Genomic DNA, 25860 nt, shown 5'->3' with positions numbered 1-25860 from the left:
AGCATGAAACGATATTTAGTATTAGCGGATGGCAGCATCTACCCGGGAACGGGTTTTGGCGCCACTACCGGCACGATTGGCGAGCTCGTGTTCAACACTGGGATGAGCGGCTATCAAGAATCAATTACCGATCAATCTTATAATGGCGAAATCCTCATGTTTACTTATCCGTTAATTGGTAATTACGGGATTAATCGTGATGACCATGAATCCATCAAGCCAACTTGTAAAGGCGTGGTGGTGCATGAATTAGCGCGCCGAGCGAGCAATTGGCGCAGCGAAATGTCTTTGGACGACTACTTAAAATTAAACGATATTCCCGGTATCGCCGATATTGATACTCGGGCGGTCACGAAACATATTCGCGAAAAGGGTGCCATGAAAGCAACTATCGTGGATGAAGTCACCCAGGAAACGGTGCCACAATTAAAGGCCACTGTTTTGAATAAAGCGGTGGTTGCTGAGAGTTCGACCAATAATGCGTATCCTAATCCGGCGACTGGTCCCAATGTCGTGGTCGTTGACTTTGGTCTGAAACACTCGATCCTGCGTGAATTGGCCAAGCGGCACTGTAACATAACGGTGCTACCGTATCATGCGACTGCGGGTGAAATTCTGGAACTCAATCCCGATGGCGTTATGCTGACCAACGGCCCTGGCGACCCGAAAGATGTTTTAGGCGCGCAAGAGATGATTCGCGAAGTTGAAAAGCAGGTGCCGCTATTCGGGATTTGTCTCGGCCATCAACTGTTCTGTTTAGCGAATGGTGCCGATACTTTCAAAATGAAGTTTGGCCATCGCGGGTTCAATCATCCGGTTCGTGAGATTGCGACAGGTCGGATTGACTTTACGTCACAAAATCATGGCTATGCAGTGGATCGCGAGTCCTTGGCAAAAACAGATTTATTAATCACCCATGAAGAAATTAATGATGGCACCGTGGAAGGCGTCCGTCATCGTAATTATCCCGCATTTTCGGTGCAGTATCATCCGGATGCCGCTCCTGGTCCACATGATGCTGATCATATTTTTGATGAATTTATTGATTTAATGGCGGCCCACCAATTGGCCCGGAAAGGAAGCAATTTCAATGCCTAAACGCACAGATATTCATAAGATCATGGTGATCGGTTCTGGTCCTATTATCATTGGTCAAGCGGCTGAATTTGACTATTCTGGGACGCAAGCTTGTCTGGCCTTGAAAGAACTGGGCTACGAAGTCGTTTTAGTGAACTCTAATCCAGCGACGATCATGACGGACAAAGAGATTGCCGACCAAGTTTACTTGGAACCCATTACGTTGGAGTTTGTTTCCCAAATTTTACGAAAAGAACATCCAGATGCTATTCTACCGACGTTGGGTGGACAACAAGGCCTAAACATGGCAATGGAATTATCCAAGTCGGGTATTTTAAAAGAACTTAAGATTGAATTGTTAGGGACGAAGCTGAGTGCAATCGATCAAGCTGAAGACCGGGAACAATTTAAAGACTTAATGGAAAAGTTAGGTGAACCCGTCCCCGCCTCTGGGATCGCTTATACCGTTGAAGAAGCGGTGGCCTTTGCGACTAAGACTGGTTATCCGGTCATCGTCCGCCCAGCCTTTACCATGGGAGGAACCGGTGGTGGGATTGCCGAAACGGAAGCTGAGCTGCGAACCATCGCCGAAAATGGGTTGTCCTTATCACCAGTGACTCAAGTGTTGATCGAACAAAGTATTGCTGGTTATAAAGAAATTGAATTTGAAGTGATGCGAGATGCCGCTGATAACGCGATGGTGGTCTGCAACATGGAAAACTTCGACCCAGTGGGGATTCATACCGGTGACTCGATTGTCTACGCCCCCGTTCAAACTTTGGCGGATCGGGAAGTTCAACTATTACGTGATGCTTCGTTGAAAATTATCCGCGCCTTGAAGATTGAAGGCGGCTGTAACGTTCAATTGGCCTTAGATCCGAATAGTTTCAATTACTATGTTATTGAAGTGAATCCACGGGTCAGCCGTTCCTCAGCGTTGGCTTCCAAGGCAACGGGTTATCCGATTGCCAAGATGGCTGCTAAGATTGCGGTTGGTCTGCACTTAGATGAAATCAAGAATCCGGTCACTGGAACGACTTATGCGGAATTTGAACCCGCTTTGGACTACGTCGTTTGTAAAATTCCACGTTGGCCCTTTGATAAATTTACTCATGCGGATCGGCGCTTAGGGACACAAATGAAGGCCACCGGTGAAGTCATGGCGATTGGTCGTAACATCGAAGAAGCCACGCTAAAGGCCGTTCGTTCCCTTGAAATCGGGGTAACGTATATTGATGAACCCGCTTTGGCGCACGTCGATGATGATACTTTGAGTGATAAATTAATTCATGCGCAAGATGATCGGTTATTCTACTTAGCCGAAGCGATTCGCCGCGGGTATACGATTGAGAAAATCGCTGAACTCACCAAAATCAATTTGTTTTTCTTAGATAAGTTATTGCACATTATTGAAATTGAGGACGAGTTGAAGACTCATGTGGACGATTTAGAAGTCTTGACGACCGCAAAACGAAACGGCTTTGCGGACCAAACCATCGCGGACTTTTGGAATGAAACCATTGATGGTGTGCGGACATTCCGCAAAGCCCATCAATTGGTCCCCGTTTATAAAATGGTCGATACTTGTGCGGGCGAATTTGCCTCAACCACGCCATACTACTATGGCACCTATGAGACTGAAAATGAAAGCTTAGTCTCGCAGAAACCATCCGTGTTAGTGCTCGGTTCGGGACCCATTCGTATCGGTCAAGGGGTCGAATTCGATTATGCCACGGTACATTCAGTGAAGGCGATTCAAAAAGCCGGCTATGAAGCGATTATTATGAATAGCAATCCTGAAACGGTCTCGACGGACTTCTCGATTTCTGACAAGTTGTACTTCGAACCATTAACGATTGAAGATGTCATGAATGTGATCGACCTCGAACAACCCACTGGTGTCATCGTGCAATTTGGGGGGCAAACGGCGATCAATTTAGCCGCACCACTCGCGGAACACGGTGTAAAAATTTTAGGCACAAGTGTGACGGATGTGGATCGCGCTGAAGACCGTGATGAATTTGATAAAGTCATTAAGTCCTTGAAGATTCCGCAACCGGCTGGGGATACAGCAAGTGATGAAGCCACGGCTTTGAAGATTGCTGAAAAAATCGGTTATCCCGTCTTAGTACGGCCAAGTTACGTGCTCGGTGGGCGCGCGATGGAAATCGTTAAAAAGCAGGCTGACCTTGACTACTACATGCATAATGCGGTCAAAGTGTCGCATGATCATCCGGTATTGATCGACAGTTACTTAGTCGGCAAAGAGTGTGAAGTTGACGCCATCTGTGATGGTAAAACAGTCTTAATTCCAGGCATCATGGAACATATCGAACGGGCCGGGGTCCATTCCGGTGACTCCATGGCCGTCTATCCGCCACAATCATTGTCCGCGGATGTCCAACGTCAGATCGTGAAATACACGAAGCAGTTAGCCATCAGTTTAAACTGTATCGGGATGATGAATATCCAATTTGTCATTCATGAAGAACAAGTTTATGTGATTGAAGTGAATCCACGAGCTAGTCGGACGGTTCCATTTTTAAGCAAAGTGACCAGCATTCCGATGGCGCAAGTGGCAACCCGGGTCATTTTAGGACAATCGTTAGCGAGTCAAGGGTATCAAGATGGCTTAGCACCAACGGGTCAACTGGTCCATGTGAAAGCACCCGTCTTCTCCTTCTCTAAACTGAACCAAGTGGACAGCTTGCTGGGACCAGAAATGAAGTCCACCGGGGAAGTCATGGGTAGCGATCAAACAATGGCTAAGGCACTATACAAAGCCTTTGAAGCCGCTAAATTACATGTGCCAAATCATGGGAATATCTTATTGACGGTCCGTGATGACGACAAGCCCGAAGCTTTGAAACTCGCACAACGATTCCATGCTTTAGGGTATCAATTGGTTGCCACGAGCGGTACTGCGACTTATTTAACCACACATCATTTACCGGTGAGTGTCGTGGATAAGATTGCGACGGGTGAAAATGATTTGTTACATCAAATGGAAGCCGGTCAGATCCAAGTGGTCATCAATACGGTCTCGGATGAAGAACATGCCGCCGATGATGGCGCGTTGATTCGAAACACTTCGATTGCGCATGGCATTCCGTTATTCACCGCACTTGATACCGTTGCAGCAATTTTACAAGTCTTAGAATCACAATCATTCGTCACGCAGGCATTATAAACACGAAAAGGGGCTCGACATGGAACGATTAGCAGTGAATTTAGCTGGTGTCACGTTAAAAAATCCGGTGATGCCCGCAAGCGGGACCGCCGCATATGGTCAAACGATGGCTCAGCAACTCAATTTGGGCGCACTTGGTGGGCTCGTTATTAAATCGACTACGGCAACACCACGAGAAGGTAATCCACGGCCAACGACGGCACCAACGACCGCTGGCTGGTTAAATGCGATTGGGTTGAAGAATCCGGGCATTGACAATGTCCTAGCTGAAAAGTTGCCTTGGTTAGCTGCAAACTATCCTGACTTACCGATTGTCGGCAGTGTGGCTGGAAGTACCTTTGATGAGTATGTTGCGGTGGCTAAGAAGATGACGACCGCTGCCAACGTTAAGTTATTAGAAATCAACATTTCTTGTCCAAACGTTGATCATGGCGGGCTGGCTTTTGGTACAGATCCAACACTGGTCAAGGATTTGACGCAAGCCATTGTGGCGGTGACCGATAAGCCCGTGTTTATGAAGCTAACGCCTAACGTGACGGACATTGTGCCAATCGCCGCCGCTGCTGAAGCGGGTGGTGCGGCTGGACTCACGATGATCAACACGTTGACTGGGATGGGGATTGATTTGAAGACGCGCCAACCGATCTTAGCACATGGAACGGGTGGCTTGTCTGGTAAAGCGATCCATCCGTTAGCAGTACGGATGATTCACCAAGTGCGGCAGCAAACAAAATTACCGATTATTGGGGTCGGCGGGGTCTTCACTCCCGCGGATGTTCTTGAATTCTATTTGGCAGGTGCCAATGCAGTTGAAGTCGGGGCGGCCACGTACGGTCATCCCACTGCTTGTACCGACATTATTGCCGGGTTACCTGCGGCGATGGATAAGTATGACATTGAAAGTTTAAGTGGTTTGATTGCGGAGGTCCAAGGATGAGTCGACCAGTTATTATTGCCCTAGACTTTCCGACTGCTGAGCGAGCTTTGGCCTTCTTAGACCAGTTTCCGACGACAGCCAAGTTAACCGTTAAAATCGGGATGGAACTATTTTATGCGGCGGGGCCACAGATCGTGCAGACTATTGTGGCTCGTGGGCATGCCGTTTTCCTAGATTTAAAATTACATGATATTCCGAATACAGTTGAATCCGCAATGCGCGTCATTGGTCGTTTGGGTGTGCGCTATACAACGGTTCACGCCGCTGGTGGACATGTGATGTTAGCGGCGGCCAAACGTGGATTGGTTGCCGGTGCGGCTGAAAAAGGGTTACCAGCACCAAAATTATTGGCGATTACACAATTAACGTCGACGAATCAAGCGATGCTAAATACGGATCAGCAAATTCCTGGAACGGTGCAAGCTAGCGTGGTACATTATGCAGAACTGGCCCAAGCCAGTGGTTGTGATGGCGTGATTTGTTCAGCGCAAGAGGTTGCGGCCATTCATGCTGCAGTTGGCTCGGACTTTATTGGGATTACCCCAGGTATTCGGCCAGCTACGGCGGCTGCCGATGATCAACAACGCGTGATGACACCGACTGCGGCCGCTCAAGCCGGTAGTAATGGGCTAGTGGTCGGTCGGCCAATCACGCAGGCCACAGATGCCGTGCAAGCGTATCAACAAATTATGACAGAATGGAGTGCAGCTAATGACTAAAATTGCAGCAACAATCGCAGCGGATCTACTTAAAATAAAAGCCGTTACCTTACGACCAAATGAACCGTTTACTTGGGCAAGTGGGATGCACAGTCCCATCTACACTGATAACCGGTTGACAATCTCGTATCCAACGGTTCGAACACACATTGCGACAGGGATTGCAGCGATTATTCGCGAACAATATCCAGACACCGAAGTCATTGCCGGCGTGGCGACGGCGGGCATTCCACATGCGGCGTGGGTTGCACAAATTCTGGAATTACCGTTAATCTATGTTCGTTCAAAGCCTAAGGATCATGGTGCTGGTCGTCAAATCGAAGGCGTCTTTAAGCCTGGTGAAAAAGTCGTCATGCTCGATGATTTGATTTCAACGGGGGGCAGTGTGCTGCAAGCAGCCAAAGCGGTACAAGCTGAAGGCGGCGACATCCAAGCCGTTGGGTCGATCTTTAGTTATCAATTGGCCGCTGCAACGACGAACTTTGCGGCAGCAAAATTACCCTTATTTAGTTTGACGAATTATACGACCTTGATTGAAGTCGCTCGGCAGGCCAATGAAATTACTGATGATGACTTAGCGTCACTCCATGCTTGGCGGCAAAATCCAGCCAGCTGGGGCGCGGAACACTAAAATTCTAGAAAACTTTTATTGTTCGTATTTATTAAAATAAGTCATTGATTGTCCGTCTCCGTGGACCAGCACGTTCGCCGTGGAGGCAGACCTGCAGCCAAAAAGCGGTCTGCAGGGCGCTTTTAAGCCGAAGCCCGTGTCTTAAAAGTCGGCCAGACACTAACCTGGGAAAATCACCCAGCTAAGTGTCTCGACACGGCAAACAGGCTGGTCCACTCCGACGTCAAACAGTGTTAACAACCAAAAGGATATTGGTACGCTTAATGCACCAATTGGTATCAGGACTATTGACCAATCGGAGCGGTGAGTTAAGCAGATGCGCATAAATACCTAGTTTAATTTTAAAAAAAGTTGGCGAAGCCTCGTGAAATGACGTGGCTTGTCAGCTTTTTTTGCTAGGCTGAGAGGGTTAGTGGTTATGATGCTGGCTGCTGACTTGTGGCAACGTGGATAATTAGGCGTGTAAGTTGGTTTAAAAAAATGGAAAAATTGGTCGATAACGTCGCCTTTTTTTGCTCAGTTAAGTATGCGATAATGAGACATAATTACATAGAACGTTTGTTCAGATTAAAGGAGGAATTGCCGTGAGTTTACAATTTGTGCTGGGACCCGCTCAGGTCGATCATCGTCAAGTGATGGTGCAACAATTGGTGAAAGCCTTAAGCACTGCTCAGTCTAATGACCAATTTTTTTATTTAGTGCCGAACCATATCAAATTCGACACCGAAGTTGATGTCTTAAATCGGTTGGCACAAGCTGCCGGACAAGACAAACTTTATGCGCAAACCCAAGTCCAAGTCTTTTCATTTACGCGGTTGGCATGGTATCTCATGAAAAATGAGGCCGCTTATCAAGTGCCACGATTATCCGCGGCTGGGATTGATATGTTGCTGTACCGAATTTTGCGGGCACACGCGGACGAACTACGATTATTTGGCGGTGAAGTCTCCCAAACGGGTTTTATCACCCAGTTAGCCAAAGAAATCAATGAACTCCAAACGGCTAACTTGGCCCCAGAAGATGTCACCCAGTTAGCGTTGCAAGCACCAGCCGGTGATCTACAAGCGAAGTTGCATGATTTAGCGATTGTCTACGGTGATTTTGTGACCGCCACGGCCGGTAAATATTTGAAGCCAGCGGATGTGTTGGCCGAACTGAATAACTATTTACAACATCGCGATCTCAGTCAGATGCACGTTTATTTGGAATTAGCCGGTTTTGCGCAGCTACCTGGGCAACAACAAGCCCTCATTACAACAATGTTGGAACGCGGCGCCCAAGTGACGATCAGTCTGATGTTAGATAAAGCAGTCACGCAAAAACTCCCTGAAAATGGTAGCTTGTTTTATCAGACCGGGCGTTTATATTATCGGTTGTTTCAGTACGCCCAAGTGCGTCAGATCCATGTTGGTATGGATATTAAAGTTAAAACATCGCGTGTGACACCAGGATTAGCCGCATTAGATGATTATTGGCGCGGTCAGCCACAACACGCGAGTGGCTACGAACCACAGAATACGGATTTACAAATTTTTCGAACGGATAATCGGCAGACTGAACTAGCCCAAGTTGCTCGGCAAATTCGCCAATTGGTCACGACGGGTAACTATCATTATCAAGATTTTCTAGTGATTACACGGCATTTGACCAATTACCAAACGATGCTGGCGCCAATCTTTCAGACCCAACAAGTACCTTATTTTGTCGATCTACAACGTGCGATGGCGGACCATCCACTCGTTGAATTAATCAGTGCGTTATTTGATTTGGACGCTAAACATTATCAATATCGAGATGTCATGCGTGTCTTGAAAACTGAATTATTGTTACCAGTCATTAACGGACAGGTCATGTCACGTCAGGCCTACCGCCAAGCAGTAGATCTCACCGAAAACTTCATTCTAAAGAGTGGCTATACTGGTCGGCGTTGGTTAGAAAAAGCTGATTGGCAGTATTACCAATTTACAGCTGGCGATGCGGGTGTTGAAACGGATGAGAATGTCGCTATTTCAAAGCAAATTAACTTAATTCATCATTTTGTGGCCCAAATTTTCCCACCGTTCTTCAAAAAATTGGCTAAGGCCGCAGATGGTCGGACGGCAGCCACAGATTTGTTTGACTTTCTGACACAGCATGGTGTGGATCAGCAATTATTGGCTTGGCGTGATCAGGCACTCGATCATCAAGATGTGGCGGCGGCAGCCGAACCTGAACAGACCTGGCAAACTTTCTGCAATATGCTGGATGAATTTGTCACGTTGCTAGGGTCGTCAGCTTTCAAAAGTGAAGACTTTTTAGCCTTGCTACAGGCGGGTTTTGAAGGGGCTAGTTATTCACAGATTCCTTCAACATTAGATCAAGTCCTGATTTCTGAAAGTGGGATGGTCCAAAGCCAAAACCGAAAGATCGTCTTCATGATTGGGGCGACTGATTTAGTCATGCCAGATCGAATCATGACTAATGATTTGTTGAGTGATGTCGACAAATCGGCCTTAAAGTCAGCTATTGATCAGTTGGATGGGGACCACTATTTGAGTGATTCTGCCGTTATTCAGTTAGGTGATGAGCGCTGTTTGAACTACTTAGCTTTCATGAATGCTACTGAACGGCTGTATTTGAGTGCGCCTTTAAAAGATGATCAGGAAACTGATTTAGGACTTTCAAATTATGTTAAACAGATTCAGCAACACTTTAAGTTACCAACCCGAGTCTATCTGAGTGCACCAGATCCAACTGTGACGGCGATTAAGCCATTTGTAGGCACGAAGCGGCGGACGATCACGCATGTGATTCAAGTTTATCGTGAAGTGTTGACGACCAATATGGACCGTAACCGAGTTGGGGCCGCACTACGGCCTGCACCAGTCTGGGTTTGGTTGCGGCGGCAGCTGACTAATGACCCAGAATTTGGGGCCTTAGCACAACAATTGTTGGCTGGTCTAAGCTACCGTAACATTCCGGTGCCCTTGAAGCCTGAATCGGTCAAAGCACTATATGGCAATCAAATCTATACATCCATTTCTAAACTGGAAGAATTTTATCGGAATCAGTACGCTTACTTTTTAAAGTATGGCTTGAAACTACGAGAGCGCGATGTTTTTGAATTATCCGCAGCTAGTACCGGGGAATTCTTCCATGCCGTTTTGGATGGCTTGGTCAAGGCCGTGCGTGCGGATCATTTAAGTTTAGGTACTTTAGATGATGGCCAGTTGGATCATTATTTGGGTCAGATTACGACTGAAGTTTTGGCCCAACCACAATTTATGATTCTATCAAGTTCCAATCGGATGGCGTATTTGCGGCAACAGCTGATCAATACGGTCAGTCAAATTGCGCGTGCGATTCGCAATCAGAGTCAACGGTCCGCGGCCCAACCAGAACAAACGGAACTGTTATTCGGGAATGTTGGCAAGGAACACGGTTTGAAAGCCTTAGATTTTCAAGTAGATGCCCAACATAGTGTGCATGTCCGTGGCAAGATTGACCGTTTGGATCAAATTCAGGTTGCTGACCAACGCTTCTTAGGTATTGTGGATTACAAGTCATCTGTCCATCGGTTTGATTTTCAAGAAGCGTACTACGGCATTGCCATGCAAATGCTGACCTATTTGGATGCGGTGTTGCGTAATGAACATACAATTGTGGCTGATCCAGAGGCCAAGGTAAAGTTAGCTGGCGCATTGTACATGCATATCCAAAATCCAACGCTCAAACCGAGTGATGTCAAAACGGGTTTTGAAGCCGCCATGCTAAAAGCCAATAAGTATAAAGGCATTTTACTGGATGATCCAACGCTATTAGAAAAATTAGATACAGATCTCCAGAAACAGAGTGGCGTCTCTAAAATTTATCCGTTTAGACGTAAGGCTTCGGGAGAATATAATCATGCCAACACTCGCACACCTTCGTTGGTTACCGAAGCACAATTAACGCAATTGATTACGCATAATCAACAATTGATCATTAACGCGGCAGCAGCAATTTTTGCTGGCTCATTAGCGTTAAATCCGGTTCGTTTGACCGATAAAACGACGGCATTACAATATTCACCTTATTTAGCGATTATGCAATTTGATGCGATGCTATCTGAGAACAATTACCATGATCTACAACCACTCACACCGAGTGAAGTTTTAGCAAAAATTGCTGCGGGAGGTATTCAGAATGACTAATTTTACAGCGAGTCAAAAAGCAGTCATCGCGCAACAGCATAATAATTTGTTAGTTTCAGCTTCGGCTGGTTCTGGGAAAACAACGGTATTGATTGAGCGCATCATGCGCAAGTTAGCGGCCGGAACAGCTATTGACCAACTATTAGTAGTGACGTTTACAAACCTGGCTGCCAAGCATATGAAGCAAAAGTTGGAAGATCAGTTGAATACTAAAATTTCAGAGTTGTTGAAGCAGGAAACGGATCAGGCGAGTTCGTCTCCTGCCGTGCAACGCTTGCGCCAACAATTGAATTTGCTGGGGGTCGCTAATATTAGTACCTTAGATGCTTTCTGTTTGCGGCTGATTCAACGATATTATTATGTAATTGATTTAGACCCTGTTTTTCGTTTATTAACGGACAACACCGAGGGCCTGTTGATTCGTGATCAAGTGTGGGGTGAGGTCCGTGAACAACTCTATGGTGAAGCCGGCCAGCAGTTTGCGCGTTTAACGGCAAACTTTTCTAATGATCGTAGTGATGATGGGTTAAGTGCCCTGATTATGCGGCTCTTTGACTTTGCGCAATCGACGCCAGATCCGGAGGCCTGGTTGCAAGCATTGCCGGCGACGTATGTCATTGAAACGTCAACGGTGACCGCTTCGAAATTTTATCAAACCCAGTTACTGCCGTTATTAGTGCAAACGTGCCAAACGATGCAAACTAACTTAGCTCAAGCCTTGCAAGCGGCTCAGGCGGGTGAATTAGAAGATAAGACGATTAAAGCCATTACTGACGCGCAGCAGGCCTTGACTAAGTTTACGGCGCAACTCACGACCGCCAGTTGGAATGAGTGTCGTGAAGCGTGTGCGACTTTTAAATTTGGTCGTATGAAGAAGATTTATAAGGATGACCCACTCCGTACGAGTGCGGCTGCTAAAGTCGGTCAATTGGTTCAAACGGTGAAGGATCAATTTAAACAGCTCAATGAGAATTATTTTGCGGCGGATGAAAAGGAAGTTTTAACCATCATGGCTGGCTCAGCCAAGCTGGTGACGGCACTGGTCCGCGCAACACTGAGCTTTAAAACCGCTTTTGCCGCTGAAAAGCGGCGACGCCATGTGCTTGATTTTAGTGATTTGGAGCATTTAACGTTACAAATTTTGACCAGTCAAAATGATAGTGGACGTGGGGCGTTAAGCCAACTGCGTGCACAATTTGATGAAGTGATGGTCGATGAATATCAAGATATTAATAGTTTACAGGAAACTATCCTGCAACTATTAGCTCGTCAAGACCCTGGCAATATGTTCATGGTTGGCGATGTTAAGCAGTCGATCTATCAGTTTAGACTGGCTGACCCACTGTTGTTCTTGCATAAATATCAGGATTATGGGGAACATCCTGATCACGGCGACCGCATCGTTTTAGCGGAAAATTTCCGCTCGGTAGCTAACGTGGACCATTTAGCAAATTTGATTTTTAGTCAATTAATGGATGCGCCAGTCGGCCAAATTGATTACGACGAAGCGGCCAAACTAAAGTATGGTCCCCAAGACTATCCGCCAGATTTAGCCCAAACCACGAGTTTGTTGCTATATCAAGCTGGCGTCACACCAGATGAAACGGAAGCTGATCCGGATAACTTTTCGATTGATGATTTGTCGGCCGGCAGTATCACGATGGTGGCGCAGAAAATTTTAGCGCTGAAAGCCATGGACAAGCCCATTTATGATCGAAAAAATAAGGTTTATCGGCCGTTTCGATATAGTGATGCCGCATTATTAGTGCCGACCCGGAATCATAATTTGACAATTATTGATATCTTTAAGCGATTACAGATTCCAATCGTGGTCAATGATGCTCAAAACTATTTTCAAACGACGGAAATCCGTATTATGATGTCGTTACTGAGCATTATTGATAATCCGTATCAGGATATTCCGTTGGTGGCAGTTTTACGGTCACCGATAGTTGGTTTGGACGAAAATCAATTAGTTTATTTGCGGATTCAAAATAAAACCAGTGATTATTTCCAAGCACTCAAAGATTTCTATGCGGCTTATCCAACGCGTCCGCATGACGCTTATGGGGATCAGATTTATGCCAGTATCGAACGTTTTATGACGCAATTGACTGAGTTTCGTGATTTAGCACGCCGGAATCAATTGGTAACATTAATTTGGCGAATCTATGAACGGACGGGTTTTTTGGATTATGTTGGTGGGATGCCAGCTGGTAAGCAACGTCAAGCCAATCTGAACGCTTTATATGAGCGCGCACATGCTTATGAAACGGGGAGCTTTAAAGGGCTATTTCAATTTGTCCGGTTTATCAAACGGATGCAAGAAAAGGATCAAGACTTAGCCGAAGCCGTCTCGGAGACTGAAACGGAAGCTGTGAGCGTGATGACGATTCACGGCAGTAAAGGGCTAGAATATCCGGTCGTCTTTATCATGGACTTAGATAAACAATTTAATCAGACGGATACGCGGCAATCGGCTTTGCTAGATCGTGAGGCTGGCATCGGGATTACTTATTTGGACCCGAAGACTCGAGTCAAATACCCAACCTTACCACGATTGATGACGCAACAAGTCGTGAGTCGAAAATTACGTGCAGAAGAAATGCGGAAACTCTATGTCGCGGTCACACGGGCAGAACAGCAATTGTATTTAGTGGGCACGATTGAGTCAATCGAAAGTGCAACAGAAAAGTGGCGCCGAGTCCTCAATGATGAGCACTTAGTTTTAGATGACCAAGCGCGAATTACGGCTAAGAGTGATCTGGATTGGTTAGGAATGACACTGATTCGGCATCCTGATTTCAAAGATTATTGGGACGGTGAAACGCCAGCGTTCTCGCTTGCTGACGACAAGACGAAACTCACGCTTGAATTAGGTGATCCCGAATCAGTTGGGCAGACGGCAATTCAGCCACAGATGGCACCGGAAAAGCAGCCTAGTGCAGTTGAGTTAGTGGAAGCTGAAATCGATCTCGATGTGGATCAGGCGACTCAGGCCGAAATTCAAAAAATCATGAATTTCCACTATCCAGCACAAGTGGCGACTGAAACGACGGCTTATCAATCGGTTTCGGAAGTCAAACGACTCTTTGAAGATCCTGATACGCCGTTAATGCAGGCCAATCCGACCATCAGTGTCCAACAATCACGGCCAAGTAGTCGGTATGTGACCGACTACTTGGCAACGCCACAATTTCTGCAAACGGCGCAAACGCCGACGGGGGCGGAAGTCGGAAGTGCCACACATCTAGTGTTAGAACAATTGCCACTTGATGCGCCGGTCACCACGGCAGTCGTTGAGACCACAATTGCTGAGTTAGTGATGAAGCAGGTTTTGACGGCACCGGTGGCAAAACTAATTGATGTCACATCGGTGGTTGGCTTTTATGCCAGTGAGTTAGGTCAACAGATTTTGGCGACGCCTAGTCGAGTCCGTCGAGAAGTCCCATTCTCACTATTGATGCCAGCTTGGCGCTTATTTGATGATTTCAAGCTGGATGATCCGAATAAAATCTTAATTCATGGGATTATTGATGGGTATTTGGATACACCAACCGGTCTGATTTTGTTTGATTATAAGACGGATCACGTTAAGCAACCGGAGGCCTTACTAGAACGGTACGCTGGGCAAGTCAATTTGTATGCCGCAGCTTTAGCGTCAATGTATGCACCCAAACCGGTAATCAGTCAATATTTATATTCATTAACGCAGCAAGCCTTAATTCCTGTTCCAACTACAAAAAAATAAGTACCAAAAATAGCCCTCTGGATTTTTTTCCGGAGGGCTATTTTGTGGTCTATAGAAACCAATCACGGACGTGATCAGTGATGGTTTGATGGAATTTGTCGAACCAGGTGGGATTGGCCGCATTGATTTCATCGTACAAACTGGTGTTAATTTTAGTGAGAATCGCAGTTAGTTGGTCGAGTTCTTCATCGTTGAGCACCGTTAAAAATTCGGGAACTTTGGCAGTTTCGTTAGTAGCGGCTTTTCTACCGCGGTCGGTTAAACGAATAATGGTCATTCGCCGATCCTGAGTGGATTTTTCCTTTGTGACAAATTGTTTTTTTACGAGTTTGTTAACGAATTCAGCGGTCGATTGTGCGGTCAAATTTAAGCGCGTGGCTAATTCTTTCTGTGATAGACCGTCAGTCTGTGATAGCGCTAGTAATATTTTTCCTTGACCTTGAAATAGCAACTGCTGTTCACCGTGATCAGAATGACCATGATGGACTACATCATCCGCAACATGACGCGCCATACCAAACTCGATGAGCTTGCCGGCAGCGTTTTTTTGTTTAGTTAAATTAGGCATGTTTTCGGCCTCCTATAGGTATTATACGGGTTGTTTTGAGAAAAAACAGTCAGGGAGCCTGAATAAATCCTTGAAAAATTAATCAGGGGGCCTTATAATGTTTTTGTTCAGGTAGCCTGATTAAATTTTAAACGTAAGAGGGAATAATGATGACAGTAGTAAAAGCAATTGAAGTGAGTCATTTAACGAAGCGTTTTGGGGATAAAGTCGCAGTTGATGATGTTTCGTTTAATGTCGCCCAAGGTGAAGTGTTTGGGTTGTTAGGACCTAATGGCGCCGGCAAAACAACGATACTTCGCATGATGACGACTTTATTGAAAGCTGATCAAGGGCAAGTTAAAATTTTTGGTCATGATACGGTGAAAGAAGGTTCCTTAGCGCGGTCGATGTTTGGGTTAACCGGTCAATATGCTTCCGTTGACGAAGACATTTCTGCGCGTGAGAATTTGATGATTTTTGCCCGTTTGAATGGTTTATCACGGGTGGCCGCCAAACAACGGACGACAGAATTATTAACGGAATTTTCGCTAGTTGCTTCCGCAGACAAGGCCTTAAAAAACTTTTCCGGCGGGATGCGTCGGCGTTTGGACTTAGCCGTGAGCTTGATTACGCAACCTGCACTGGTTTTCTTAGATGAACCAACGACTGGTTTAGATCCACGAACCCGTAACCAGATGTGGGCGACCATCCGTAAGTTGGTTGCGAAAGGGTCAACGATTGTTTTGACCACGCAATATTTGGAGGAGGCGGATCAATTGGCGGATCGCGTTGCTGTGATTGATCATGGCAAATTGGTCAAGATTGGGACGCCGACTGAGTTAAAGCAACAAGTTGGTGGAACCACCTTGAACTTTACGGTGCCGCAAGTCAGCCAAATGGCAACGACCATCAAATTGGTAAATGCCCAGCTGAAAACAACGGTGAAACAGGTCGGCCAACGATTGAGCGTGGTTATTCGGTCTGTTGATCAATTAGGGCTAGTTTTGACCGCGTTGCAACAGGCCAAAATCGTGATCACGCATTTAACGGTGCAAGAACCCTCGCTAGATGATGTCTTCATGAATTTGACAGTAGGTAAGAATTAGAAAGGAAAGGTGTCATAATGGAAGTTAAAACACACCGCGGTAGTTTAGTGATGAATACCGCAACGATGGCGTATCGTAATTTGTTAAAGACCGTTCATAATCCTGATCGATTTATGGACGTTGTGATTCAGCCAATTCTATTTATGCTGATGTTTGGTTATTTGTTTGGTGGCGCAATTGCGGGTGGGGTGCAAGCCTATTTACCAACGATTGTCCCCGGGATTTTGATTCAAACAATGCTCTCGGCTGCTTCTGGTTCTGGTTCGCAGATTCGTGAAGATCTGGATTCAGGGGTATTTGATCGGTTTAAATCATTACCGATGGCTCATATTGCCCCGTTAGCGGGTCAGTTATTTGCGGATGTCTTGCGTTTGGTGATTGCAGCCGTAACTGCTTTAACGACCGGCTATGTCATGGGGTGGCGACCAGCCGCGGGATTAGGCTGGGTGATTGTCAGTGGCGCCCTCGCGATTTTTACCGGCTGGGCGTTGTCATGGGTATTCGCCTTGCTAGGCCTATTAGCCAAAAATGCCACAACGGTTCAAAGTTTCTCACTGATTACCATGTTGGTCTTGTCGTTTATTTCAAATGCGTTTATTCCGCTTAAAAGTTTGCCAAAATTTATGCAGTTCATGGCGGGACTAAATCCAGTGACGTATGTGATTACGGCAATTCGACAAATTTTAGCGACCGGTAGTTTGACCAATACCGCGTTGCTAGTGATCCTATTTGGTAGCGGTATTGTCCTAGTCTTTGCGCCATTAACGGTTTGGGCTTATAACCGAAATTAATCTTTAGGCCAAGCAATCAGGAAAAGCAAAACGGACTCGAGTTTATCCCGAGCCCGTTTTGTCATTAATTTTTAGAGCATCACTTGGTAGGCGTTACGCTGGTCAGTGGCATCGTTTGCCATATATACGACACCACGATAGTCAAAGCCAGCCTTAGTAATGATATGTTGCATCCGTTGATTTAGGCGGTGTGTATCTACCCGAATCTGGCGAAACCCAGCTTGATAGCTTAAAGTCATGAGATTGCTAAAATAAAAGTCAGCTAAGTGTTGGCCGTGGTAACCACTCGCAATCGCGATTCGGTGAATCGAAGTATAAGTCGCGTTGGCATTGCCAGCCCAGTTTCCATGATAAATTTGACGATAATTAGGATCTGGCGTGGTTAAAAGGGCTGCTGTACCAGCAATCTTGCCATCAACAATGAGTAACCAGGCCCGCTTAGCGGTGATATCCGCTTGAATATCGGCGGCTTGCGGATAAGCCCCTTGCCATTGGGGAATCTGTTCCGCTGCTAAGGCTTGCCGCCCTTGAGCGATGATAGTCATCATTGCTGGCAGGTCCGCGTTGGTCGCTTGACGAACATATCTAGTCATTAATAAGCCTTCTCTCTGAAAATTTATAAATTAATGTTAATTATTATAGAACGGAAGTCGGTTGCTGACAAATTGAGAAGCAGATTAGTGTTAATTCACTGGTGGTTAGCTTTATAATAAGAACTATTAATTGCTGGGAGTGACTTAGATGAAAGTATTTGTAATTGGTGCTCATGGTCAAATCGGTAAGAAAATTGTTTCTAAATTAGTGGCCCAAGGCGACCAAGTTTTTGCTGGTATTCGCCAGCCAGAACAAGGCGAAGCATTTGAAGATGCCGGTGCTCAACCAGTTAGCTTTAACTTGTTAGAGCAACCAGCAGCGTTAGCCGTGGCTTTCAAAGGGATGGATGCAGTGGTCTTTGCAGCCGGATCTGGTGGTCAGACCGGTTACGATATGACTTTGATGATTGACCTTGATGGGGCCGTTAAGTCGATGCAGGCGGCAGAATTAGCCAACGTCAAACGTTACGTGATCGTGAGTGCGGAATTCACGACTGATCGTGCTAAATGGCCAAATTCATTGAAGCCTTATTATGTCGCGAAGTATTATGCGGATGAATGGCTTAAAACACGAACTCAGTTAGATTACACGATTTTACAACCAGGGACTTTAGTCAATGATGCCGGTACCGGCAAGGTTACTGTCAATCCTGGTATTGGTGGCGAGATCACTAGAGATGATGTTGCCACGTTTGCGGTTAAGACTTTAAGTACTCCGAAAACGATTGGTAAAACGATTGCGTTGATCAACGGAGAGACACCGATTGCGACTGCTGTCGAAGCAGAAGGCTAATACAATTGTGTTGTTTAGATTAAAATTAGCATCAGTCAAGACCAATCGGAGCAAGTTTTGATCTAACCGTTGTTATAGACAATCAGAAAAATTACGACAAACAAAAAGTTGTTCACCGAACTCAAAACTGAGTTTGGCGAACAACTTTTTTTAGTTATGAATTATGATTTCGATTACGGAACAACAAGGCACCAACGGCAATCCCAATGATTAGAATAAGTAGCCAAAATGAGCCGCCCATCCACATAAATGGCATGCCGCCACCAAAAGTCCAACCACCACACATGTGCGTCACCACTTTCATTAGTTAATTTATAAACAGTATAACGCAGGTGTCGTCGTAGTGATACTAGTTAACCTTTATTTCAATTCAGCAAACAGTGTCGCTTGTTGTTCAGCGGTCAATGGCAAGATTGGTAAGCGTGGTTCCCCAACTAAAATATGTTGCTGATTGAGTGCAGCCTTGACTGGCGCCGGTGAGGGTGAGCTGAATAGGGCGGCCATCTTGGGGATTAATTGACGCTGGGATTGACCGGCGGCGGCCCAGTTTCCTTGATCAAGTTGGGTCAGCATCGCCGCCATGTCATCGCCATAAAGATGGCTGGCAACTGAGATAACGCCATGCGCACCTAAAACGGTTGCAGTCAGTGTCTGAGAATCTTCGCCGGTGTAAACATAAAAATCAGCAGGTGCTTGTTCAACGATTGCGGCTAATTCTTCTAAGGACGTGCATTGCTTGATCCCAATAATATTCGGTTGTTTGGCTAGTTTTAAGACGGTGGGGACGGTCATCTTTACGACGACGCGGCCAGGAATATTGTAGATCATAATTGGAAGGCCACCACGTTCAGCAATCGCGGTAAAATGTGCCACCATCCCAGCCTGATCGGGTTTATTATACGGTGGTACGACGACAAGCGCCGCGTCAATGCCAGCAATTTGACTGACACGACGGGTAAAAGCAATGGTAGCAGCGGTATTATTCGACCCCGTATTAGCCATGATTGGCACCCGGCCAGCAACTAAAGTGGCCGTCATTTGGAATAACGCCAGCTTTTCATCCTCACTAAGTGTCGGGCCTTCACCGGTCGTTCCTCCGACTAGGATTCCGGCTGTATGATGTGCTAATAAGTAGTCAATTAAGCTAGCTAGTCGGTGCTTGTCAAGTTGACCAGCATCGTCGAATGGGGTGACCATCGCGGTCATTAAATGTGCGTTTTTAAAGTTCATGCGTTTTCCTCCAAAATTAAGCTGTTTCAAATTCAGTGAGCCAAGTTGCCAAACGATTCATGCCTTCTCGAAGGGCCGCCTGACTTGCGGCGTAACTGATCCGGAACCAGCCTTCACCAGTCGGACCAAACGCTGAGCCAGGAATCACTGCGAGTTGGGCCTGTTGAGCTAGACTCGTCGCAAAGTCCCAGCTAGTCCCTTTAAAATGAGTTGGAACTTGGACAAATAAGTAAAAAGCCCCGCTTGGGTAGACATAATTAAGACCCATTTCACTAAGACGTGTGACTAAATAGTCCCGTCGTTGTTGATAGATGGCACGCATCTGTGGTCCATCATCGAGGCCATTAGTTAAGGCTTCAATCCCGGCGACCTGACTGATTGAACTGGTTGAAGTGACCAGGTATTGATGGGTCTTCTTCATTTCGTTGATCAGTTCCTGTGGGGCCATGATCAATCCGAGCCGCCAGCCGGTCATGGCATGCGACTTTGACAAACCGTTAATCGTAATTGTCTTCTCTGGGTAAAGGGTTCCTAAGGCAGTATGTGGTTGATCGTAAGTGATTTCACTATAGATTTCATCACTGATAACCAACAACCCTGCTTGGCGAATGACGGCAATCAACGCTAGTAATTCAGCTTTTGAATAAGTCACACCAGTGGGATTAGTCGGATAATTTAAAATAATTGCCTTTAAATGCCCATTAGCATGGGCCTGGATAGTAGCAGCTAAGTCAGCTGGAGTCAGTTTATAGCCACTGTGAGTCGTGTCAATCGGAATCAACGTGGCCTGTGCCATAGCAACCACGGGCGCGTAGCTGGTATAACTTGGTGTGGGCAATAAAACGCCGTCACCTGGATTTAATATCGTAAGTAACGCAGTGGCAACCGCTTCTGTAGCCCCAACGGTCGTGATAATTTCACTTGGGGCATAAGTTAACTGATATTTTTGATTAAAATAACGACTAGCCGCCACTTGTAATTTTTGGAAGCCCATTAATGGCGAATAATGACTAAAATCCTGTTGAATGGCTCGAATACCCGCTTTTTTGACATGTTCGGGCGTCGGCAAATCGGGTTCACCAACGGTCAATTTGATAATATCTGGCACATCCGAGATGGCCTCATCAAAACGGCGAATCCCAGAAACTTGAATTTTTTTGATAATTTGATTGGTCTCAGTCATATTGAAAACTTCCTCTCACCATGATTAATGGTTATACTAAAGAATAATTGACTCGATTAAAAGTAACAGTTTTAGCAAAAATGAAAGGACAGTGTTCAGATGCCACTTGATCGTCAGGCGGCCACGCCGCTTTATTTGCAGTTATATCAGCTTTTACGCGATAGTTATGAACCACAGAAAGCCGGTCATCAGAAGCTTTGGTCGATTCGAAAGCAAGCTCAAAACATGCAAGTCTCAAAAACAACGGTTGAGCAAGCTTACGATCAACTGGTTGCGGAAGGGTATGTTTATACCGTCCCCGGTAGTGGTTATTATTTTAATGAATTGCAATACTGGCCCCAGTCACAACAAGCCACACCACCGACTGCGAAGGTGCCGGCCGCTATGCCACCAGTTAATTATGATTTTCGTTATGGATTGACCGAAATTTTGAAGCCAAGTTGGAATGGTTGGAAGAAGGCGGTTCGGACTGCTTTGCGTCAAACGGAAGAACAGCCAGCAGCATTGTATCCAGAGGCGCAAGGCTTAATGGCGCTACGAAAACAGCTGGTGACTTTTCTCCATCAGACACGTGGTGTGCGTTGCCGGGCAGACCAGATTGTAATTACGAATGGCCCCAAAGCGGGTCTGGAGCTATTATTAAGCTTATTGCCCACGGGCACGATTGGAATTGAAAATCCCGGTTATCGGGGCTTAACGGCTTTGGCGGCGGGTTATGGTCAGCAAACGGTTCGTATTCCGGTAACCCCAACTGGATTGGATCTGGCCGTGTTGAAACGGCAGCAACCGCAAGTCGTCTATACGACACCCGCCCATCAGTTTCCATTAGGTTATGGCATGCCGATTGGGGCTCGTTTGGACTTGCTACAGTGGGCTGCGGATCAGCACGTCTTAATTGTTGAGGATGATTATGACAGTGAATATCGCTATGATGCGCATCCTTTGCCAGCGTTACAGTCTTTAGCGACCGCTGATCAAGTCGCTTATTTAGGGACTTTTGCTAAAGGCATCGATCCCACGTCACGAATGGGTTATGTGGTGTTGCCGGAACGGCTATTAGCCATTTACCATCAACGCTATCGTTACCGTTCAGCGATGGTAGCCGGGTTGGTTCAACAGGCGATGGTCAATTATTTTGAGAGTGGGGCCTATTATCGCCACCTCAGTCGTAGTCGCAGCTTGAACCGGCAGAAATATCAATTGTTGGCTAAGCAGCTCACGCAAAGTTCGGTGATTCAGCCAATTCTAACGGGGGCGGGCCTACATGTGGTCATCCGTATTCCTAACATTCAGCAAGCGCGTCTATTGGCCGCATTAGCACGGCAGTCGATTCGAATTTATCCCTTGGAGTCAAATTGGGCAGGTATGCCGACCCATGATTATTATCTGTTAGGATTTACGGCCTTGAGTTTGCCAGCATTGAAACTGGCTTTAGGTCAGTTAGTCCAGACTTGTGAACAGCTGGCTCGTGAAAAGTAAAAATTAGCCGACTATTTTTTAAGTGTTTTTGGACAAAAAAAAGCGCTTGGGTTTTAGCCCAAACGCTTTAATACTTAGCCCTTATAAAACCACTCATTACCATCGCGCTTCAATAATTCATCTGAAGCAGCTGGTCCCATTGATCCTGGTTGGTAGTTAGGAAAGTCGGGAGTGTGGTCATCCCAATATTTTTGAATGACATCCACAAATTTCCAAGAATCCGCAACTTCTTGCCAATGAGTAAAGTTAGTGGCATCACCATTTAAAGCATCGTGCAATAGTCGTTCATAAGCTTCTGGACTATTAGCGGTAGCTTCGGAATCATGATCGTAATTTAACTGGATCGGTGTTGTAGCAAAGCCTTGACCGACGCACTTGGCATTCATCCGTAATTCAAAGCCTTCAGTTGGTTCAACGTTGATGGTTAACACATCAGGTGCTAACTCGTTGGACTGATCTGAACTGTCATCATTGTGGTTGAAAATGTTGACGACCGGCCGTTTGAAGACAACATCAATACGAGTGAACTTGTCTGCCAAGCGTTTCCCAGTTCGAACATAGAATGGCACGCCAGACCAACGGAAGTTATCGATCATCACTTTCCCAGCGACAAAGGTATCCGTGTTGGAATTTGGTGAAATCTTATCTTCAGAACGGTAGTCTTTGATGTCGCCATCCGCCGCATATTGGCCGCGCACAAAGTTATCCGCAACTTCTTCTGGCTTGTATGGCCGTAGACTTCGTAAAGCTTTAACTTTTTCAATGTTAATATCATTCTCAGTGAATTCGACCGGTTGATCCATCGTTAATAAGCTGAGAATTTGTAGGATATGGTTTTGGACCATATCGCGCAAAGCACCGCTGTTATCATAATAAACGGCCCGTTCTTCCACGCCTAATTTTTCACTCAAGGTGATTTGGACGTTAGAAATATAACGATTGTTCCATAATGATTCCCAAATATTGTTGCCAAAGCGAATCGCAGAAATATTCTGAATCATTTCCTTACCAAGATAATGATCAATTCGATAAATTTGGTTTTCAGCGAAAGTGGCCGTTAATTCGTCGTTTAATTCCTTGGCACTTTCATAATCGTGACCAAATGGTTTTTCGATAATGACCCGATTGAAGCCGTTGTCCGTTAAAATGTTCTCGGACTTCAAGTGTTGCGCAATCGTGCCAAAGAAGTTTGGCGCCATGGCTAGATAAAAGATCCGATTACCTTGTAAGCCATATTGGGCATCTAACTTCTCAGACAAACGCTTCAAAGTGACGTAGTGTTGGGCATCCGTCACATCATGAGATTGGTAATAAAAGTGACTGGCAAAAGCCTTAACGGTGTCCGCGTCAGCGTTTAAACTGGCTAACGAATCCGTAATGATTTCATGATAATGGTCATCTGTCCAAGGCCGCCGAGCAGTCCCGATGACGGCAAAATGGTCTTGTAAATAACCTTTTTGGTACAGTTTAAATAATGAAGGGTAGAGCTTACGTTGTGCTAAGTCCCCCGTACCACCAAAAATGGTGAACAAGGCGATTTTTTCTTTACTCATCAATTTCACTTCTTTACTAGAATATAAAATACATTGTTTAATTGGAATTAAGTCAAATCTGTAAAAGCTACCATTACTAATATTAAGCAATTACTAGCCGTGGTCAATCATAAAGCACTTTTTAATGTTTAGCAGGCTTGTTCTCTGGAAATTCGTGCCGCAATTCGCGTTCGGTCGCGACGTTTTGCAAGATCAGAGCAAGTCCGAGCGCAATCGCTTGTAAATTAATACTTTGTAACCAACGGACATTAAAAAGTCCGCCCCAAACGGCGCCAACCAACAAGATCGTGAAAATTTCAATACCAAACATGGCATAAAAATGCTGTGCGAATTTCCATGTCTCTTCATTTTTGATTGCTCGCCGTGACATATAGCCAGCTAATGAGCGCATTTTGGGCATCCGAACCCGTTGATAGACCCAGATGATCAAAATGATTAAAAAACCTGGCGCTAAACCAAAATTATTGGTTGCCATTGCGCACCTCGCTATCCACTAGATTAGCACTGCGTGACAGCGCTTAGATTTATTATAGCAATCATGGCGCGAGCATGTCGACATTTGGTTTATGAATCTGTTAATTTTTTCAATGACGCGCTTTTTATTTTGGGCGCATGGCTAGGCCGTCACTGTTGGTCGGAGTATACTAGGAAATAATGTAAAATGGATCAAACGACACTAGTTGAGTTAGGAAGGACTAAATTAATCATGACAACTTTTCGTGAAGAAGCAGATACCTTGGGAACAGTTAAAATTCCAACAACGGCATTGTGGGGGGCACAAACGGAACGGAGCCGACATAATTTTCCTCATGGCCCGTTGATGCCGGTACAAGTCATTCGGGCGTTACTACAGATTAAACAAGCAGCGGCTGAAGTGAACCAGGCCTTTGAAACGCTATCACCGGCAAAGTCAGTAGTCATTAGCCAAGCGGTGCGCCAATTATTGGCTTTAGATGACGATAAATTAATGGCCGACTTTCCGTTACACGTTTATCAAACGGGTTCGGGAACGCAAACGAATATGAACGTGAACGAGGTCTTGGCACATGTTGCCGCACAAATTGATGCGGACACGCCAGTTTTACCTAATGACGATATTAATCAGTCTCAAAGTTCCAACGATACTTTTCCAACGGCGATGAATATTGCGGCGACCTTGGCTTTGAAGCCAGTCATGACACAAACTCAAAACTTGATTGCGGCGTTAACGCTGAAGCAAAAGAAGTATTGGCGGACGGTCAAAATTGGTCGGACCCATTTGCAAGATGCAACGCCCTTAACGTTCGGACAAGAGGTGAGTGGCTGGATTAGTATGTTGCAACATGATCTGACTTACTTGGAACAATTAGCACCGACATTGTTAGAACTTCCCATTGGGGGAACGGCTGTAGGAACTGGGTTAAATACACGACCAGCCTTTGCTGAAAAAGTCACCGGTCAATTAGCGGGAACTTACGGGATTAAGTTTGTCCCAGCCGACAATGATTTTGCCGGTTTAGCCGCGCATTCTGGGTTGAATGTGGTCCATGGGGCGTTACGAACGTTAGCTGCGGATCTAGTCAAAATTGGTAACGATATTCGTTTCTTAGCGAGTGGGCCACGAGCGGGCTACGGTGAATTAACGATTCCAGCCAATGAGCCGGGGTCGTCAATTATGCCTGGTAAGGTCAATCCAACTCAGATCGAGGCCCTGACGATGGCGGCGGCACGGGTCATGGGAAATGACACGACGATTAACTTTGCGGCCAGCCAAGGAAACTTTGAAATGAATGTCTATAAACCAGTGATTATTGCGGCCTTTTTGGAATCAACTGAGCTGCTAAGTGGCACTATCGAAGGGGTGACAACGAAATTAGTTGCCGGTTTGACGGTGAACAAGGCACGGATGCGTGCCTTAGTTGATCAGTCGTTGATGACGGTGACCGCACTATCGCCACACATTGGCTATCATCATGCCGCTGAAATCGCCCAATTGGCTGAAAAAGACGGCAGCACGTTACGTGTCGCGGCGTTGAAGAGTGGCTATGTCACTGCGACTGATTTTGATGACTGGGTTGATCCATTGAAAATGACGAATATTGATCGGCAAGAATAGGAAAATTTAGGTG

Annotated in this window: 19 protein-coding genes; 12 read left to right on the top strand and 7 right to left on the bottom strand. The window is 45.8% G+C overall.

Annotated elements, in window-relative coordinates:
* The first annotated feature begins 3 nt into the window (after positions 1-3).
* The 7 genes from RA086_RS10465 (at position 4) to addA (ending at position 14477) form a co-directional block, all read left to right on the top strand.
* Positions 4-1098, top strand: a complete 1095-nt coding sequence (locus RA086_RS10465) for a carbamoyl phosphate synthase small subunit (protein WP_308703738.1) — start codon at positions 4-6, stop codon at positions 1096-1098.
* Positions 1091-4267 (top strand): carbamoyl-phosphate synthase large subunit, encoded by a 3177-nt coding sequence (gene carB, locus RA086_RS10460; protein WP_308703737.1) that lies wholly within the window; start codon positions 1091-1093, stop codon positions 4265-4267. The genes RA086_RS10465 and carB overlap by 8 nt, the downstream gene beginning before the upstream one ends.
* A 19-nt stretch (positions 4268-4286) precedes the next feature.
* On the top strand, positions 4287-5204 hold the full coding sequence (locus RA086_RS10455; RefSeq protein WP_308703736.1) for a dihydroorotate dehydrogenase: 918 nt from the start codon (positions 4287-4289) through the stop codon (positions 5202-5204).
* Positions 5201-5923, top strand: a complete 723-nt coding sequence (pyrF, locus tag RA086_RS10450) for an orotidine-5'-phosphate decarboxylase (RefSeq protein ID WP_308703735.1) — start codon at positions 5201-5203, stop codon at positions 5921-5923. Before RA086_RS10455 ends, pyrF begins: the two co-directional genes overlap by 4 nt.
* The gene (gene pyrE, locus RA086_RS10445; RefSeq protein ID WP_308703734.1) at positions 5916-6554 is read left to right on the top strand and encodes an orotate phosphoribosyltransferase; all 639 of its coding nucleotides are present in this window, start codon (positions 5916-5918) and stop codon (positions 6552-6554) included. Before pyrF ends, pyrE begins: the two co-directional genes overlap by 8 nt.
* A 584-nt stretch (positions 6555-7138) precedes the next feature.
* Positions 7139-10726 carry a PD-(D/E)XK nuclease family protein gene (locus tag RA086_RS10440; RefSeq protein ID WP_308703733.1) on the top strand — a complete coding sequence of 1196 codons (3588 nt, stop codon included), beginning with the start codon at positions 7139-7141 and terminating at the stop codon, positions 10724-10726.
* On the top strand, positions 10719-14477 hold the full coding sequence (addA, locus tag RA086_RS10435; protein WP_308703732.1) for a helicase-exonuclease AddAB subunit AddA: 3759 nt from the start codon (positions 10719-10721) through the stop codon (positions 14475-14477). The genes RA086_RS10440 and addA overlap by 8 nt, the downstream gene beginning before the upstream one ends.
* A 49-nt stretch (positions 14478-14526) precedes the next feature.
* On the opposite strand, the gene RA086_RS10430 is transcribed toward addA, so the two are convergent.
* The gene (locus RA086_RS10430) at positions 14527-15045 is read right to left on the bottom strand and encodes a MarR family winged helix-turn-helix transcriptional regulator (protein WP_308703731.1); all 519 of its coding nucleotides are present in this window, start codon (positions 15043-15045) and stop codon (positions 14527-14529) included.
* A 149-nt stretch (positions 15046-15194) separates the two neighbouring features.
* On the opposite strand from RA086_RS10430, the gene RA086_RS10425 reads away from it, so the two are divergent.
* Positions 15195-16130 (top strand): ATP-binding cassette domain-containing protein, encoded by a 936-nt coding sequence (locus RA086_RS10425; RefSeq protein WP_308704461.1) that lies wholly within the window; start codon positions 15195-15197, stop codon positions 16128-16130.
* A gap of 17 nt (positions 16131-16147) precedes the next feature.
* Positions 16148-16921 carry an ABC transporter permease gene (locus RA086_RS10420; RefSeq protein ID WP_308703730.1) on the top strand — a complete coding sequence of 258 codons (774 nt, stop codon included), beginning with the start codon at positions 16148-16150 and terminating at the stop codon, positions 16919-16921.
* 71 nt (positions 16922-16992) lie between these two features.
* Here RA086_RS10420 and RA086_RS10415 read toward each other — a convergent pair whose 3' ends face one another.
* Entirely contained in the window at positions 16993-17514 is a 522-nt protein-coding gene (locus RA086_RS10415) for a GNAT family N-acetyltransferase (protein WP_308703729.1), read from the bottom strand.
* Positions 17515-17662: 148 nt separating this feature from the next.
* Between RA086_RS10415 and RA086_RS10410 the strand changes: the two genes are divergently transcribed.
* Complete coding sequence (locus RA086_RS10410; RefSeq protein WP_308703728.1) at positions 17663-18307, top strand: SDR family oxidoreductase; 645 nt, start codon at positions 17663-17665, stop codon at positions 18305-18307.
* 154 nt (positions 18308-18461) lie between these two features.
* Here RA086_RS10410 and RA086_RS10405 read toward each other — a convergent pair whose 3' ends face one another.
* The 3 genes from RA086_RS10405 to RA086_RS10395 all read right to left on the bottom strand — a co-directional run bounded on the left by RA086_RS10405 (position 18462) and on the right by RA086_RS10395 (position 20720).
* Complete coding sequence (locus RA086_RS10405) at positions 18462-18593, bottom strand: hypothetical protein (protein WP_308703727.1); 132 nt, start codon at positions 18591-18593, stop codon at positions 18462-18464.
* Positions 18594-18667: 74 nt separating this feature from the next.
* Complete coding sequence (gene dapA, locus RA086_RS10400) at positions 18668-19537, bottom strand: 4-hydroxy-tetrahydrodipicolinate synthase (RefSeq protein WP_308703726.1); 870 nt, start codon at positions 19535-19537, stop codon at positions 18668-18670.
* 16 nt (positions 19538-19553) lie between these two features.
* On the bottom strand, positions 19554-20720 hold the full coding sequence (locus RA086_RS10395; protein WP_308703725.1) for an aminotransferase class I/II-fold pyridoxal phosphate-dependent enzyme: 1167 nt from the start codon (positions 20718-20720) through the stop codon (positions 19554-19556).
* A 99-nt stretch (positions 20721-20819) separates the two neighbouring features.
* On the opposite strand from RA086_RS10395, the gene pdxR reads away from it, so the two are divergent.
* On the top strand, positions 20820-22199 hold the full coding sequence (gene pdxR / locus RA086_RS10390) for a MocR-like pyridoxine biosynthesis transcription factor PdxR (RefSeq protein WP_308703724.1): 1380 nt from the start codon (positions 20820-20822) through the stop codon (positions 22197-22199).
* 74 nt (positions 22200-22273) lie between these two features.
* Here pdxR and zwf read toward each other — a convergent pair whose 3' ends face one another.
* Both zwf and RA086_RS10380 read right to left on the bottom strand, forming a co-directional pair.
* A complete protein-coding gene (gene zwf, locus RA086_RS10385; RefSeq protein ID WP_308703723.1) occupies positions 22274-23752 on the bottom strand; it encodes a glucose-6-phosphate dehydrogenase in 1479 nt (492 codons plus the stop codon).
* Positions 23753-23873: 121 nt separating this feature from the next.
* Positions 23874-24227 carry an SdpI family protein gene (locus tag RA086_RS10380; RefSeq protein WP_308703722.1) on the bottom strand — a complete coding sequence of 118 codons (354 nt, stop codon included), beginning with the start codon at positions 24225-24227 and terminating at the stop codon, positions 23874-23876.
* Positions 24228-24458: 231 nt separating this feature from the next.
* Between RA086_RS10380 and RA086_RS10375 the strand changes: the two genes are divergently transcribed.
* Positions 24459-25847, top strand: a complete 1389-nt coding sequence (locus tag RA086_RS10375) for a class II fumarate hydratase (RefSeq protein WP_308703721.1) — start codon at positions 24459-24461, stop codon at positions 25845-25847.
* Positions 25848-25860: the final 13 nt, after the last annotated feature.

Source organism: Lactiplantibacillus brownii, from assembly GCF_031085375.1.
In the GTDB taxonomy this organism is placed as follows: domain Bacteria; phylum Bacillota; class Bacilli; order Lactobacillales; family Lactobacillaceae; genus Lactiplantibacillus; species Lactiplantibacillus brownii.
This window is presented reverse-complemented; position numbering and strand designations above follow the sequence as displayed.

What these genes read in the sequence shown, in the direction of transcription:
- RA086_RS10420 (WP_308703730.1), top strand. Translation starts at nt 16,148, where the DNA reads ATGGAAGTTAAAACACACCGCGGTAGTTTAGTGATGAATACCGCAACG.
- addA (WP_308703732.1), top strand. Translation starts at nt 10,719, where the DNA reads ATGACTAATTTTACAGCGAGTCAAAAAGCAGTCATCGCGCAACAGCAT.
- pdxR (WP_308703724.1), top strand. Translation starts at nt 20,820, where the DNA reads ATGCCACTTGATCGTCAGGCGGCCACGCCGCTTTATTTGCAGTTATAT.
- RA086_RS10405 (WP_308703727.1), bottom strand. Translation starts at nt 18,593, where the DNA reads ATGTGTGGTGGTTGGACTTTTGGTGGCGGCATGCCATTTATGTGGATG.
- RA086_RS10395 (WP_308703725.1), bottom strand. Translation starts at nt 20,720, where the DNA reads ATGACTGAGACCAATCAAATTATCAAAAAAATTCAAGTTTCTGGGATT.
- carB (WP_308703737.1), top strand. Translation starts at nt 1,091, where the DNA reads ATGCCTAAACGCACAGATATTCATAAGATCATGGTGATCGGTTCTGGT.
- pyrE (WP_308703734.1), top strand. Translation starts at nt 5,916, where the DNA reads ATGACTAAAATTGCAGCAACAATCGCAGCGGATCTACTTAAAATAAAA.
- pyrF (WP_308703735.1), top strand. Translation starts at nt 5,201, where the DNA reads ATGAGTCGACCAGTTATTATTGCCCTAGACTTTCCGACTGCTGAGCGA.
- zwf (WP_308703723.1), bottom strand. Translation starts at nt 23,752, where the DNA reads ATGAGTAAAGAAAAAATCGCCTTGTTCACCATTTTTGGTGGTACGGGG.
- RA086_RS10415 (WP_308703729.1), bottom strand. Translation starts at nt 17,514, where the DNA reads ATGACTAGATATGTTCGTCAAGCGACCAACGCGGACCTGCCAGCAATG.
- RA086_RS10410 (WP_308703728.1), top strand. Translation starts at nt 17,663, where the DNA reads ATGAAAGTATTTGTAATTGGTGCTCATGGTCAAATCGGTAAGAAAATT.
- RA086_RS10375 (WP_308703721.1), top strand. Translation starts at nt 24,459, where the DNA reads ATGACAACTTTTCGTGAAGAAGCAGATACCTTGGGAACAGTTAAAATT.
- RA086_RS10380 (WP_308703722.1), bottom strand. Translation starts at nt 24,227, where the DNA reads ATGGCAACCAATAATTTTGGTTTAGCGCCAGGTTTTTTAATCATTTTG.
- dapA (WP_308703726.1), bottom strand. Translation starts at nt 19,537, where the DNA reads ATGAACTTTAAAAACGCACATTTAATGACCGCGATGGTCACCCCATTC.
- RA086_RS10425 (WP_308704461.1), top strand. Translation starts at nt 15,195, where the DNA reads ATGACAGTAGTAAAAGCAATTGAAGTGAGTCATTTAACGAAGCGTTTT.
- RA086_RS10465 (WP_308703738.1), top strand. Translation starts at nt 4, where the DNA reads ATGAAACGATATTTAGTATTAGCGGATGGCAGCATCTACCCGGGAACG.
- RA086_RS10455 (WP_308703736.1), top strand. Translation starts at nt 4,287, where the DNA reads ATGGAACGATTAGCAGTGAATTTAGCTGGTGTCACGTTAAAAAATCCG.
- RA086_RS10430 (WP_308703731.1), bottom strand. Translation starts at nt 15,045, where the DNA reads ATGCCTAATTTAACTAAACAAAAAAACGCTGCCGGCAAGCTCATCGAG.